At 74.3% G+C, this 13,621-nt stretch carries 11 protein-coding genes; 2 read left to right on the forward strand and 9 right to left on the reverse strand.

Annotation, left to right across the window (positions count from 1 at the left end; all coding sequences use genetic code 11):
* Positions 1-152: 152 nt before the first annotated feature.
* The 4 genes from ABT129_RS02390 to ABT129_RS02405 form a co-directional block, all read right to left on the reverse strand.
* Positions 153-1,616 carry a C40 family peptidase gene (locus tag ABT129_RS02390; RefSeq protein WP_351895534.1) on the reverse strand — a complete coding sequence of 488 codons (1,464 nt, stop codon included), beginning with the start codon at positions 1,614-1,616 and terminating at the stop codon, positions 153-155.
* Positions 1,617-1,690: 74 nt separating this feature from the next.
* Complete coding sequence (locus tag ABT129_RS02395) at positions 1,691-1,975, reverse strand: DUF8847 domain-containing protein (protein ID WP_351895536.1); 285 nt, start codon at positions 1,973-1,975, stop codon at positions 1,691-1,693.
* Positions 1,976-2,057: 82 nt separating this feature from the next.
* Positions 2,058-2,780: a TetR/AcrR family transcriptional regulator gene (locus ABT129_RS02400; RefSeq protein ID WP_351895540.1), complete on the reverse strand. Its 723-nt coding sequence runs from the start codon at positions 2,778-2,780 to the stop codon at positions 2,058-2,060.
* 46 nt (positions 2,781-2,826) lie between these two features.
* On the reverse strand, positions 2,827-3,762 hold the full coding sequence (locus ABT129_RS02405) for an AurF N-oxygenase family protein (RefSeq protein WP_351895543.1): 936 nt from the start codon (positions 3,760-3,762) through the stop codon (positions 2,827-2,829).
* A gap of 225 nt (positions 3,763-3,987) precedes the next feature.
* Between ABT129_RS02405 and ABT129_RS02410 the strand changes: the two genes are divergently transcribed.
* Both ABT129_RS02410 and ABT129_RS02415 read left to right on the forward strand, forming a co-directional pair.
* A complete protein-coding gene (locus ABT129_RS02410) occupies positions 3,988-5,097 on the forward strand; it encodes a ferritin-like domain-containing protein (protein WP_351895545.1) in 1,110 nt (369 codons plus the stop codon).
* A gap of 56 nt (positions 5,098-5,153) precedes the next feature.
* The gene (locus ABT129_RS02415; protein WP_351895547.1) at positions 5,154-5,993 is read left to right on the forward strand and encodes a hypothetical protein; all 840 of its coding nucleotides are present in this window, start codon (positions 5,154-5,156) and stop codon (positions 5,991-5,993) included.
* 1 nt (position 5,994) lies between these two features.
* Here ABT129_RS02415 and ABT129_RS02420 read toward each other — a convergent pair whose 3' ends face one another.
* The 5 genes from ABT129_RS02420 to ABT129_RS02440 form a co-directional block, all read right to left on the reverse strand.
* Complete coding sequence (locus ABT129_RS02420; RefSeq protein WP_351895550.1) at positions 5,995-7,470, reverse strand: penicillin-binding transpeptidase domain-containing protein; 1,476 nt, start codon at positions 7,468-7,470, stop codon at positions 5,995-5,997.
* A 66-nt stretch (positions 7,471-7,536) separates the two neighbouring features.
* Positions 7,537-8,916 carry an FtsW/RodA/SpoVE family cell cycle protein gene (locus ABT129_RS02425; RefSeq protein WP_351895552.1) on the reverse strand — a complete coding sequence of 460 codons (1,380 nt, stop codon included), beginning with the start codon at positions 8,914-8,916 and terminating at the stop codon, positions 7,537-7,539.
* Between the two features lie 145 nt (positions 8,917-9,061).
* Positions 9,062-10,333 carry an ATP-binding protein gene (locus tag ABT129_RS02430; protein WP_351895555.1) on the reverse strand — a complete coding sequence of 424 codons (1,272 nt, stop codon included), beginning with the start codon at positions 10,331-10,333 and terminating at the stop codon, positions 9,062-9,064.
* On the reverse strand, positions 10,330-11,130 hold the full coding sequence (locus tag ABT129_RS02435) for a hypothetical protein (protein ID WP_351895557.1): 801 nt from the start codon (positions 11,128-11,130) through the stop codon (positions 10,330-10,332). The genes ABT129_RS02430 and ABT129_RS02435 overlap by 4 nt, the downstream gene beginning before the upstream one ends.
* 358 nt (positions 11,131-11,488) lie before the next feature.
* On the reverse strand, positions 11,489-13,621 hold the full coding sequence (locus ABT129_RS02440) for a HEAT repeat domain-containing protein (protein ID WP_351895559.1): 2,133 nt from the start codon (positions 13,619-13,621) through the stop codon (positions 11,489-11,491).

Here is a 13,621-nt window from a genome sequence, read left to right on the forward strand (position 1 = left end):
GCCGCGGCACCCCGCACGCGTGACCGCGGCTACGGCCGGCCGTTCGAGCCGCGTGAACGCATCGGCGGTGGACGTACGACCCGCCCCGCCCCTCCGGACACACCGGCCGCCACGTCCGGCGGGGGCGCCTCGCGCCGACGCGGACGTGTGGTTCAGCCGCGGTCGTAGCCCTCGTCCCCGCCGTCCCGCGCCCCCGCAGGAAGCGGCGGCGGGGTGTACGACGCCAGGGTCTCGCCCTCGGGGTCGGGGCGAACGGCGCCGAGCAGCGGGTTCGCCGCGATCGGGGAGACCTTCACCTTCCCGCCCGGCCGCGGCGCCTGCACCACCAGGCCCTCGCCGAGATAGACCGCCACATGGGTCGCGCCCGGGAAGTACACCACCAGGTCCCCGGGGCGGAGCTCCGCCAGCTCCACCCGGGGCAGCGTCGCCCACTGCTCCTGGCTGGTGCGCGGCAGCTCCCGGCCCGCCGCCGCCCACGCCCGCTGGGTCAGGCCCGAGCAGTCGTACGTCCCCGGGCCCTCCGCCCCCCACTCGTACGGCTTGCCGATCTGGTCCACCGCGAACCGCAGCGCCTCCGCGCCCGCCCGGGACGGGGTGCGCCGGCCGTCCAGGACACCGGTGTCGAGCAGTTCGCGCTGCGCGCCCGCCGTCTGGACCCGCTCCAGCTCGGTGAGCCGGGCCAGCTGCCCGGGGGAGAGCCCGGCCAGCAGCTTCTCGACCTCCGCGAGCCTGGCCCGTACCTCGTCGCGCCGGGTGCGCTGCGCGGCGGCGAGGGTCTGCTGACGGTCGAGCGCCTTCCGGGAGGCGCTCGCCAGGGTGCCGGCCTGCCGCTCGGCCCTTTCGAGCCGGGAGACGGCCGTGGCCCGGTCGCGGGCCGCGCGGGACATCAGATGCCCCTGGTCCAGGGCCGACTGGGGGTCCGGCGCGAGGAGCAGCCGCAGGTACGAGGAGAACTCGGACCTGCCCTGGTACTGGCCGCGGGCGATCCGGCCGGCGGCGGCACGGCCCTCGGCCAGCGCGGTACGGGCGGCGGTGAGCCGGGAGGTGACCTTCCGGGTGTCGGTGGTCTGGAGCCTCAGCGCCTCCTCGGCGGCGTTGAACCGCTCGGTGGCCTCCTCCGCCTGCTGGTAGAGGGTGCGCATCCGGGTCAGCAGGGCGGTGACGGAGTCGCCGCCGGGGGGAGGGAGGGCGTCGGCGTCGACGGTGGCGTCGGCCGTGGCCCCGTCGGTGGTCGGGGTGGGGGAGACGGCCGGGGAGGTGGCCGGGAGCTCGGGGGGCGGGTCGACGGGGCCGAGTCCCGCCGCCGCCCCGACCGGGTCGATTCCCGCCGCCCCGACCGGGTCCGACTCCGTCTCCGTCTCCGACTTCGTCTCCGTGTCCGCGTCCGGGGCGTTCTCCCGCTCGACCGGTGTCGTCGCCCCCGCCTCCGGGTCGACCGGCCCCACCGGCTCCGCCGCCGGGTCGGCCCAGGCGATGGGCGCCTCCACCGGGGGGTCGACGGGCGGTTCCGGCGCGGCCGCGCCCGCCGGGCCCGCGCCCATGAGCGCCACTCCCGTGAGCGTGCTCGCCACGGCGAGCGCCCCCGTGCGGACCGTACGCGGCAGCCTTCGCGACACGTCACCACCTCCACGGGGATGATGACGCGTCACTTCATCCGATTACCGTACGGATGGGGGCGCGCCCGGCGGCCTCACCCGTTCGGCTCCGTGCCCTTCGGCTTCGACCACGGCCACCTCAGCTCCCGCCGCTCCCGGCCCTCGGGCGCGTACTGGTAGACCCAGCCCCGCTGGAGACCCAGCCGCTTCGTGTACCCCGCGGGCTCGCGCCGGTACGTGTACAGGGTCGGCGGGCGTCCGTCGTGGGCCGGGACCGGGACCTCGTACCACTTCGGCGGGTGGCCGGTCGGGCCGAGCAGGATCGGCAGGGCCCGGCCGTCGAGGGGGCCGCCACGGAAGGGGGTGTTCTCGCTTCTCACCCCTCCAGTGTCCCCTCCGGTCCCCCGGCCCGCGTTCTCCCCCGTCTCCTCCCCGTCCCCTCCCGGAGGGCCTCGCCGCCGGTCAGATCAGGTGGGCCGCCTCGCCGACCACCGGCGCCACCCGGCGGGCCAGCCTCGCCACCGGCCCCTCGGGCGTCTCCTGGGCGAGGAGCCGGGCGACGACCCCCGCCGTCTCCTCGTCGCTCGCCGTGGTCGCCGCGAGCAGGGCGACGAGATGGTCGACGAGCCAGTCCCGCAGCTCCGGGGCCGGGGGCCGCTTCTCCTCGTCGAGCCAGATGAGCGAGGCCGCCTCCACGGCGGCGATCCACGTCCTGACCATCATGCTCAGCCGGGGTCCTGGCCGCTCCGCCCCGAGGTGGACGAGGATCTGTTCGGCGGCGGCCCGCCGCACCTCGTCGACGATCGCGGTGGTCCGGGAGGTCTCGGCGACGCTGCCGCCGCGCAGCAGCGCGCTGAACCCGGCGTCGTGCTCGTCGACGAAGGCCAGGTAGCGGTCGAGCACCCGGCCCAGCCGCTCGGTGGGCGGTCCCACCGGCGGCTCGGTGAAGCAGTGGTTCAGCGCGTCGGCGGAGGAGCGCAGGGCGGCCTCGTACAGCTGCTGCTTGCCGCCGGGGAAGTAGCGGTAGACGAGGGGCCGCGAGACGCCGGCCGCCTCGGCGACGTCGTCGAGCGAGACGTCCTCGGGCGTCCGGTGGGCGAAGAGCCCCTGGGCGGCGTCGAGGAGCTGCCCGCGCCGCTGCTCGACGGTGAGTCTGCGGTACGCGGGAGTGGCGGCACTCGTCATGACCGCAGCGTAACCGCGCGGTGGCCCGCCCGGTCAGGGGGAGCCGTCAGGCGAGCAGCCCCGAGGACTTCCAGAGGCGGCGTCCGGGGCCGCGCAGGAGGCCGATGTCGTCGAGGAAGTCCGTGAGGCGCCCGGCGCCGGACCGCATGATCTCGCGCCGGTGTCCGCTCGCCTTCACCTGGGCGACGGCCTCGCGCCGGTCCAGGCCCACGGCCTCGTACACCCGGGGGTTGACGAAGCAGGTGGAGAAGACCCGGGCGGCCTCGCCGCAGCTGAGCCGGGTGAACTCCCGCTCCCAGCGCGGGGCGGTCGCCATCTGGCGCCGCAGCTCCTCGCGGGCGTACCGCACGTGGCGGGCCTCCTCGACCACGTGGATGCGGGTCACTCCGCGCACCAGGGTCTGCACCCGCTCGTCCGGGAAGGTCAGGCGCTGCATCCAGTCGAGGATCTCCTCGCCGAGGAGGGTCGCGGCGAAGGAGCCGGGGGTGGTGGAGACGGTCTTCAGGACGCGCGCGAGGTTGTGGTAGACCCTCGGCACCGGGTAGGCGGGGGTGCCGCCCTGCTCGATCAGCCGGGCGAACATCATCGAGTGCCGGCACTCGTCCGCGATCTCCGTGAGCGCGTAGCGGACGTGATGGCTGGTCAGCGACTTGTCGTAGATGTGCCGGACGAGCAGCTGCATCAGGATGATCTCGAACCAGACGCCGAGGGAGGCCAGTGAGGCCGCCTCGTGGCGCGAGAGCGCGATCCGCTGCTCCTCGGACATCCGGTGCCACAGCGGGGTGCCGTAGAGGGAGAGGAGCTCGGGCGGCCAGAACCACTTGCCCTCCTCGAACGGCGCGTCCCAGTCGAGCTCGGTGTCCGGGTCGTAGGAGTGCTTCCGGGAGGACTCCAGGAGGCGTTCGGCGACCTGTTCGCGGTCGCGCAGCGGACCCAGGGCGTCCCGGAGGAGGCTGAAGTCGGGCTCGGTGAAGGGGGTCATGGTCGCGCACCTCGCTGTGCTGGCCGTCGTGGCGTCACCGGTGGTCACCTCTTATGAGACTGCCCGTCAGTAAGCCCGTCAATCCCTCCCGCACGGCAACTCCCGCTCCCGTCGCACTTGTTGACGATCCGTCTACCAACGTGTGAGCCTGGCCGGAGGACCCGCACGGCCCGCACCACCGCAGCGCACCACGGGAAAGGCCCGACCCCACCCAAGGAGGCGTCAGTGTCGACGCGCGACCTCTACACCACCGCCCCGTCCTCCCCGGGCTGGCAGGTGCCCGCCACCGGCGCCGCCCGGTTCTCCTGGGAGTACGGCGACGGCCGCGAGCGCCTCCTCGCCCTCTACCAGAAGGGCAAGGACAAGCAGTGGGACGGCGCCACGCGGATCGACTGGGACCTGGAGGTCGACCCGTACGACCCGCTCGGCACCCCCGACGAGGTCCTGACCCTCCACGGCACCCGCCACTGGGCGAAGATGACCGAGAAGGACAAGGGCGACCTGCGCCGGCACTACACCTCCTGGCAGTTCAGCCAGTTCCTCCACGGTGAGCAGGGCGCCATGATCTGCGCCGCCCGGATCGTCGAGTCCGTGCCCGACCTGGACGCCAAGTTCTACTCGGCCACCCAGACCATGGACGAGGCCCGGCACGCCGAGATCTACGGCCGCTTCCTCCAGGACAAGGTCGGCATGCTCTACCCGATCAACGACAACCTGCGGGGCCTGCTCGACGACACCCTGCGCGACTCCCGCTGGGACATGCCCTACCTCGGCATGCAGGTCCTCATCGAGGGCCTCGCGCTCGCCGCGTTCGGCATGATCCGCGACACCACCGACAAACCGCTCCCCAAGCAGATCCTCGCGTACGTGATGCAGGACGAGGCCCGGCACGTGGCCTTCGGACGGATGGCCCTGCGCGACTACTACAAGCAGCTGTCCGATGCCGAACTCCGCGAGCGCGAGGAGTTCGTCATCGAGGGCTGTCACCTGATGCGCGACCGGCTGCGCGGCGTCGAGGTCCTGGAGAACTTCGGCATCCCGCGGAAGGAGGCGGAGGAGCTGACCGAGCAGAGCGAGTTCCTGCACCTCTTCCGCAAGCTCCTCTTCAGCCGGATCGTCCCGTGCGTCAAGGACATCGGCCTCTGGGGCGAACGCCTCCAGAAGGCCTACCTCGACATGGGCGTCTTCGACCTCGGCGACTCCAGCCTCGACCTGCTGATGACCCAGGACGAGGAGATCGCGGAACGGCTCGACGCGGAACGCTTCGCGCGGGAGGAGCGGGCCAGGGTGACGGAGGTGGCGGACGCGATCGCGGAGGGGGCGGCGGGGGAGTGAGCCCGCCCCCGCACCCGGAGAGCGGCCTGTCACAGGGGTGACGTAGCGTGCCCGTCATGACCATGCCGCCTCCGCCGCACCAGCCGCCCCACAACCCGTACGGCGGACCGGTACCGCCCCCGGGGCAGCCCGGCGCCTTCGGCGCGCCGCAGGGCTACCCGCCGCAGGGCTTCCCGCAGCAGGGGGTTCCGCCGCACGGCGTCCCGCCGCACCACCAGGGGCCCGGCCCCGGAGGCTGGGGACAGCCGCCCGTGGGACGGCCGCCGAAGAAGGGCCTTTCGGCCGGCGCGATCGTCGCCATCGTCATCGGATCCCTGGTCCTGGTCGGCGGTCTCGGCTACGCGGTCAAGGCGGGGCTCGACGGCGTCGCCGGCGACTTCCCCGAGCCGACGCACAAGCTCGTCGTCCCCAAGACCCTGCTCGGCGGCGAGTACACGCTGGTCTCCGACCTCTCCGACACCCAGGGCAAGGAGATCGAGGAAGCCCCCGATCTCACGGTGAAGGACGCCACGGCGGCGGTCGGGCAGTACGGCGCCGAGGACGACTCCGTCCTCGTCCTCTCCGGGCTGTACGGACGCATCAGGAACGGCGAGTCCACCCGTGGCTCCATCCTCAAGGGCGCCGCCACCGAGAAGGGCTCCGAACTGGTGGTCAGGCCCAAGGACTTCACCCCCGCCGGGTACGGCGTGACCATCAGGTGCCAGGTCACCACCTCGCGGAGCGGACTCACCACGACCACGCTCCCCATGTGCGCCTGGGGCGACGGCAACACGGCCGCCGCCGTGGCCCTCGTCACCCCGGAGTCGGCCACCGCCGACCCGCGGGACATGGACCTGGCCGGGCTCGCCGAGAAGACGGCCAGGATCCGCGCGGAGATCCGCAAGCCGATCGCCTGACCTACCCCCGCGCCTCGGCCTCCAGGCGGAGCGCCTCCTCCATCACCGCCTTCGCGATCGGGGCCGCGCTGCCGCCCCCGCTGATGTCCGTACGGGCGGCCTCCGCGTCCTCCACGACCACCGCCACCGCGACCGCCGGCTGGGCCGCGTCGTCGGCCTGCGCCCAGGCGATGAACCAGGCGTACGGGGTCCCCGTGTTGCCGAAGCCGTGCTGCGCCGTGCCCGTCTTGCCACCGACGCGGGCCCAGGGGATCGCCGCGTTCGTCCCGGTGCCCTCCTCGACCGCCTTCACCATCAGCCGCTGGAGCTGGATCGCCGTCGACGGGTTCATCGCCTGCCGGTAGCTGCGGCGGCCCGTGCGGTCGACGGTCGTGCCGCCCGAGGTCGTGGTGCGGTCGACGAGGTACGGCTGGGCGATCTCGCCGTTGTTGGCGACGGCCGCCGCGACCATGGCCATCTGGAGCGGGGTCGCCGTCGTGTCGAACTGCCCGATGGAGGAGAGCGCCAGCTGGTCCGGGCTCATCTCCCGGTCGAAGTTGGACTTCGCCACCCAGGACGGCACCCGCAGCCCGGTGTCGTTGAAGCCGAACCGTTCCACCGCGTCGACCATGCCGGTCAGCCCCACCTCCACCCCGAGGCCGGCCATCACCGTGTTGCACGACCACTGGATGGCGTACGCGAGGGAGGCGTCGGCGCAGCCCGTCGCCTCGTTCGGCAGCACCTGCCGGGTGCCGGGCAGCACGAACGGGTCGGGGGTGTCCGTCGGCGCGTCCACGTCCCGCACCGCCCCGGAGTCCAGCGCCGCGGCGGCCGTCACGATCTTGAACGTGGAGCCCGGCGGGTACGTCTGCCGCAGCGCCCGGTTCAGCATCGGCTGGTTCGGCGAGGTGTTGAGCCGCCTCCAGGCGTCCTCGACCTTCCTGCCCGTCCCGGAGAGGACACCGGGGTCGTACGAGGGCGAGCTGACGAGCGCCAGGAGGCGACCGCTGTGCGGCTCCACCGCGACGACGGCGCCGCGCTTCCCGCCGAGCCCCCGGTAGGCGGCCTCCTGCATCGAGGAGCGGATCGTCGTCACGACGTCACCGCCGGGCTGCCGGCCCCGGGTGAGGTCGTTCCAGAGCGGCAGCGGCGCCAGCACGGACGCGGTGCCGGACAGGATCCCGTCCTCGGCGTGCTCGACGAGGGTCGTGCCGTAGGTCTGGGAGGAGTAGCCGGTCAGCGGGGCGTACAACGGCCCCTGCCGGTAGGTCCGTTCCCAGCGGAGCTGCTGCCCGCTGTCCCGCGAGCCCGTCACCGGCTTCCCGTCGACGACGATCTCGCCGCGCGGCTCCGCGTAGCGCTTGATCGCGATCCGCCGGTTGGCGGGGTTGTCGTCGAGCGACTCGGCCTCGAAGACCATCACGCGGGCGGAGTTGACGAGGAGGGCGACCAGGAGGACGAGACAGAGCGCAGCGGCCCGCCGCGCGTACCGGATCACGGGGCGCCCCCCTGCGGGCCGTACGACCGTTTCACCGGGCGCCCTCCTCCGCCACGTACGACCGGGTCACGACGCGCCCTCCTTGACGGGCGCGAGGGTCCCCGTGTCCGCGTCGTCGGGCTGGGGTGCGCGGGCCGAGTCGCTGACGCGGATGAGGAGCGCCACGATCACCCAGTTGGTGACGACCGAGGAGCCGCCCTGCGCCAGGAACGGCATCGCCATGCCGGTGAGCGGGATGAGCCCCATCACCCCGCCCGCGATGACGAAGACCTGGAGGGCCACGATCGAGGCGAGCCCGATCGCGAGGAGCCGTCCGAAGGGGTCGCGCAGCGAGAGGCCGGCGCGGTAGCCGCGGGCGACGAGCAGCGCGTACAGCAGGAAGAGCGCGGTGAGGCCGACGAGTCCCAGCTCCTCGCCGGCCGTGGCGAGGATGAAGTCGGACTTGGTGGCGAAGCCGATGAGGACGGAGTGGCCGAGGCCGAGCCCGGAGCCGAGCATTCCGCCGGCGGCGAAGGAGAACAGCGACTGGGCGAGCTGCCCCGGCCCCTCGCCCGCCCGGATCGAGGCGAAGGGGTCGAGCCAGTCCTCCACCCTGCTGTGCACGTGCGGTTCGAGGGAGCCGACGAGGAAGGCCCCGGCCGAGGCCAGGACGAGTCCGACCGCGATCCAGCCGGTCCGTCCGGTCGCCACGTACAGCATGATCACGAAGAGGCCGAAGAAGAGCAGCGAGGTGCCCAGGTCCCGTTCGAGGACCAGCACGCCGACGCTCAGCAGCCAGATCGCCACGATGGGTCCCAGCACCCGGCCGGTCGGGAACTGGAACCTCCAGATCTTGCGGCCGGTGTACGCCAGCGCGTTGCGGTTGGCGGCGAGGTACGCGGCGAAGAAGACGGCGAGCAGGATCTTGGCGAACTCGCCCGGCTGGAAGGAGAGGCCGCCGATCCGGATCCAGATCTTGGCGCCGTTCACGGCGGGGAAGAAGATCGGCAGGATCATCAGGGCGAGCGCGGCGGCCACCGACACGTACGCGTACCCCTGGAGCGCGCGATGGTCGCGGAGCAGCAGGACGACCACGATGAAGAGCGCCACCCCGAGCGTCGACCAGACCAGCTGCGTCGCCGCCGCCTGGTCGTTCGGCGTCTCCAGGTCGAGCCGGTAGATCAGGACCAGGCCGAGGCCGTTGAGCAGCACCGCGATCGGCAGGAGCAGCGGATCGGCGTACGGGGCGCGGAACCGGACCGCGAGATGGGCGACGAGCGCGAGCAGGCCGAGCCCGGCTCCGTAGCGGGCGGCGTCCGGCGGTACGGCTCCGCTGCGGGCGAGTCCGACCTCGGCGTAGCCGCAGACGGAGATGAGGACGGCGCAGACGAGGAGGGAGAGTTCCACGCCGCGGCGCTTCGGCAGGCGCACCCCCGGCGGGGGGGCGTCCGTGCGCGGTGCGGTCATGGCCGCAACGTAGCAAGCGGTATGCCCTATGTCCCTTTTGTGTGACGGTGTGCCGTGGGCGGTCTGTCCGGGCCGTGGACGGTCCGTCCCCGCGACGGGCGGTCCGCGCGGGCCGCGAGGGGCCCGTCCGGACCGCGCGGCGCCGTCAGTCCTCCCGCGCCGGGTCCGCGAAAGCCACGTACTCGGGCAGCCTCAGCCGGGCCTCGGCTCCGCCGCCCTGCGCCCCGGTGAAGCGCAGCTCGGCACCGATCACCTCGGCCTGCCCCACCGCGATCGTCAGCCCGAGGCCGTGCCCCTTGCCCCCGCTCTCGGTGCGGAACCGCTGCGGCCCCGACTCCAGCAGGTACCCGGGATAGCCGGGCCCGTGGTCCCGCACGGAGAGCACCGGCCCGTCCACCGTCACCACCACGGGCGGGGACCCGTGCTTGTGCGCGTTGGCCACCAGATTGCCGAGCACCCGCTCCAGGCGCCGCCGGTCCGTCTCCACCGTCGTGTCCCGGACGACCCGCACCTCGGTGTCCGTGCCCGACGCGCGCACCACCCGCTCGACGAGCGGACCGAGCTCGTGCACCGCCAGGTCCACGGTCTCGTTGCGGGCGTCGAGCCGCGAGATCTCCAGGAGGTCCTCGGTGAGGGCGCGCATCGCCCGCACCCGGTCCCGTACGAGCTCCGAGGGCCGCCCCTCCGGCAGCAGCTCCGCCGCGGCCGAGAGCCCGGTCAGCGGGGTGCGCAGCTCGTGCGCCACGTCGGCGGTGAACCGTTGCTCGCTCTGCAGCTTGCTCTGGAGCGAGGACGCCATCGTGTCGAGCGCCCCGGAGACCGTGGCCACCTCGTCCTGGGGGCGCGAGGGGTCCTTCGTACGGGGGTCGTCGACGCGCGCGTCGAGGTCGCCGGCGCTGATCCGGCGGGCCACCTGGGCGGTGAGGTGCAGCCTCCGGGTCACCCGGGTGACGGCGAAGGCGCCCACGAGCAGCGTCGCCCCGATCGCGAGGACGGAGGAGCCGACGATCGAGCGGTCGAGCGCGTCGATCGTCTCGGCGCTCTGGGTGTAGTCGACGCGTACGGCGAGGGCGCGGCCGTCGGCGGGACCAGCCGCCCACATCGTCGGCCGGCCCCGGTCCTCGGCGACCACCGTGCCGCGCTCGCCCCGGACGGCCAGCGCGCGGAGGGAGGCCGGCAGGCCGGGCGGGTCGATCCCGGCGAACCGGGGGAGCGGCTCGCCCGCCTCGTAGAGGCGGGTGACGTCGGTGAGCCGCGCCAGCGCCTTCTCCCGGGAGTCGTTCACGGTCTGGCCGGTCACCGACACGTGGACGAGGATGCCGAGCAGCGCGGCGAGCGCGCAGCACATCACCGCGATGAAGACCGCGGCCTTCCAGGTCAGGGTCGCGGTCCAGGCGGGCAGCCGGGGGGCCCTCACGGGCCCGGCTCGTCGGGCACGGGGAGCGGGGCGGGCGCGTCGGCGGCGGGCTCCGGCAGGGTGGGCGTCGGGGTCGGTGTCGGACTCACGAGGCGGGGCGCGGGCACGGTCGAGGGCCCGGTGCCCGCGGGCTTCACCCGGATGATCTCGTCACGGGTCGGCAGCATGCTGTGCTGCTGCTCGTCCCAGGACCAGGCGGTGCGGTACTCGTACCCCGGGATGCCCGCCGAGCCGACCCGCATGATCAGGTCCCGGCCGGCCAGCTCCACGCTGATGACCTGGTCGACGGTGGACATGATGCGGGTCAGCCCGCCGTTCTCGGCGAGGTAGACCCGCACCCCGATCTGCTGGTCCGGCATGCGGATCCCGACGATCAACTCGTCCCGGCCGTTGCCGGTGAGGTCGTGGTAGTACGGCCGCATCACCGGACAGGCGGCGGGCGCGGTGCCGCAGGCCTCGATCGCGCGGGCGGTCTCCTCGTACATCCCGTCGCCGCCGGTGTACGTGTCGGGGTGGGCGCGCACCTCGGCGGCGACGACCTTCACGGCGTCGAGGGAGTGGACGTCGTTGTCGGGGACCTGGACGCCGGGGACGCGCGCGGTGTCGGTCTCCCCGTAGTCGATGGGCGGGTTCGTGGCGGGCGGCAGGTCGGGCCAGAGCCGCACGGGCCCCACGGCGGTGGGCGTGGCCCCCGCGCTCCGGAGACCGCCCTCGGAGCGCCCGCAGCCGGCGAGGCCGCCGAGCGCGAGGGCGCACAGGACACCGGCGGCGGCGATCTGCACTCCGCGCGGTCTCACACTGCTCCTCGTTCGGTCGGCCGACGGGGCGAGGCCGGTCCGGGCCCGCCGCTCCTTGTAGACCCTATGCGGAATCCGAGGGGAAGTCCCTTTTGTCTGTTCGTAGGGTTGTCCGATACGCAACGGACCCCACGGCCCTCCTGGACGGCGAGCGGGCCGCCTCAGGGGCGGGCGCTCGGGGCCGGGCCTCCGCCGCGGGCCCGGGAACGCCTTCCGCCGCGAGCGCCCGAGCGGCCTCGCCGGAGGGAACGGAAGCCGCGCTCGGGCGCCGCCCCCGCGGGCTTCGGACACGGGCCCCGGAGCCGGGCGAGAGCGCGTTCAGGGCGTCGCGGGGCGGACGGGAGTGCGACGACAGGGCCTAGAACCCGCCCCGCTCCATCCTCGCCAACGCCGCCCGGCACACGGTCAGGAGCTTCTCGTCGAGGTGGATGTCATGGCTGCCGGAGGCGCCCTCGCGGGCGTTGTGGCGGCGACGGCGGGTCAGCTCGGTGAGGATCACCAACTGCGCCTCCGAGGCGGCGGGACCCATCTCCGCCAGGCACTCGGCCACGTCCACGCGCGCGTGCCGGTTCTCCTCCCAGGCCGCCAGCAGCACCGGCAGCGTCGCCGCCGTGTCCCCGGACACCCGCCACAGCGCCGCCGCGCTGCGGACCCGCACCCACAGGTCCCGCGAGGCCAGACCGGGCCGCAGGGCCGGGGCCAGCGCCGCCGCGGCCGGGCCGATCTCGCCCAGGGCCTGCGCGGCCGCGCACAGGTCCGCGCCCGGAGCGCCCGGCCGCAGCCACCGTTCGAGCGCCGGCAGGACCTCGCCCAGGTCACCCTCCGCCGCCCACAGGGCGCGCGCCGCCGTCGTGGAGACCGTGGCCGACTCGGCGGCCAGGAGTCTTCGGATGTCCGGCAGGGCGTCCGAGGCGGCGGGACCGAAGGCCGCCAGCGTCCGCAGGGCCGCCTCCCGCACCCAGTCGCGCCGGTTCGGCGGCGCCCCCCGCAGGACCCGCAGCACCTCAGGCACGGCCTGGTTGCCCCGTACCGCCGCGAGGGCGTACAGCAGCGGCGCCGCCCGGTCGTACAGCCGCTCGTCCAGCTCGACCTCGGCGAGCCTGCGCCGCAGCAGCGGGGCCAGCATCGCCGCCGAGGGGCCGAGGCCGTCCATGGCGTACAGCAGCTCCCGCCGCACCTTGGGCTCCTCCAGGGCGCGGGCGAGCAGCGGCACCGCACGGGTGTCCCCGGCGCGGGCCAGCGCGAGGAGCGCCGCGTCCCGCCCGGACCGTCCGACGAAACCGCCCTGACCTCCGCCCTGTCCCCGGCGCGGCGCGGTCCCGCCGCCCCCGGGCCCGCCCGCGCCCGTGGCCAGACGGTCCACCAGCGCGTCGGCGGCGGGCGCGCCCAGCTCGAAGAGCCGCTCCAGGAGCGAGGCGGCGGCCTCCCGCAGCCGGGGCTCGGGATCGTGGAGCTGCGCGCCGACGAGCCGGACGACCTCCTCGTACCGCCCGCGCCAGATCCGTATCAGCCCGCCGCACAGCCAGATCGCGTCCGAACGCTGCCCCCAGTCGGGGCTGCGCAGCTGCGCGAGGATCAGCGCGATGCGGTCGTCGACCCGGTCGTCGAGCGCGGCGTGCAGGGTCCGGAGCAGCTCCTCCGTCCAGGGGGCCGGCCGCCCGGCCGCGTGCTCCTCCAGGAGCTCCCTGACCTGCCCGATGAGGGTCGGCGTCGCGGCCCGCTCCGTGCCGGGGGAGACGGGCCGGTGGGCCGAGGTCCGGATCTCCTCCAGGAGCCCCGTCACCCACGGCACGATGTCGTCCGGGATCTCCGCGGGCGCGCACCGGGCCTGCTGCGCGAGGGCCGCGAGCCGCAGCCCGGGGTCCTGCGCGGCGCGCGCGAGCCACCCGAGCCACTCGACGGTCTCCGTGCGCAGCGCGGCGTGCCGCAGGGCGATCCGTCCGACGGCGGCGACCAGGGCGAGCCGCACCTCGGTGTCCCGCTCGACGGTGAGCCGCTCCCTCAGCAGGGTCAGCACCGTGGCCGGCTCGGGGTGCAGCGAGGCGAGCGCGCAGGGCGCGGCGAGCCGCACCTCGGGGTCGGCGTCCGACACCAGCCCGAGGAAGACGTCGGCGCCGGCGGCGATGGCCGCGGCGGCCATCGCGTAGTTCGCGGCGGGGATGAACTCCTCGTCGTCGGGGTCGAGCGCGTCGAGGAGTTCCTCGTCGTCGTCGAGTTCGATGCCGCCGATGCTGGTGAGCAGCTCGACGATGCTGCCGCGGTCCTGGACGGCGGGGTCGGCGACGAGTTCGAGGAGGAAGGGGATACAGGCGAGCGTGGAGTCGTAGACGTCACCCTGGTGGTGCACCGCCCCGTACATGCCGTCGAGCGCCGTCTCCCGCTCCGCGAGGTCGGCCGAGGCGAGTCCGCGGAGCAGCTCCGGCACGTCGTCCGCGGGGCCGTACGCATGCCCCAACGAGGCCCAGTCGACCTCCTCGATCCCCGTCAGCAT

Origin of the sequence: Streptomyces sp. NPDC002057 (assembly GCF_040296665.1) — a bacterium.
GTDB lineage: Bacteria > Actinomycetota > Actinomycetes > Streptomycetales > Streptomycetaceae > Streptomyces.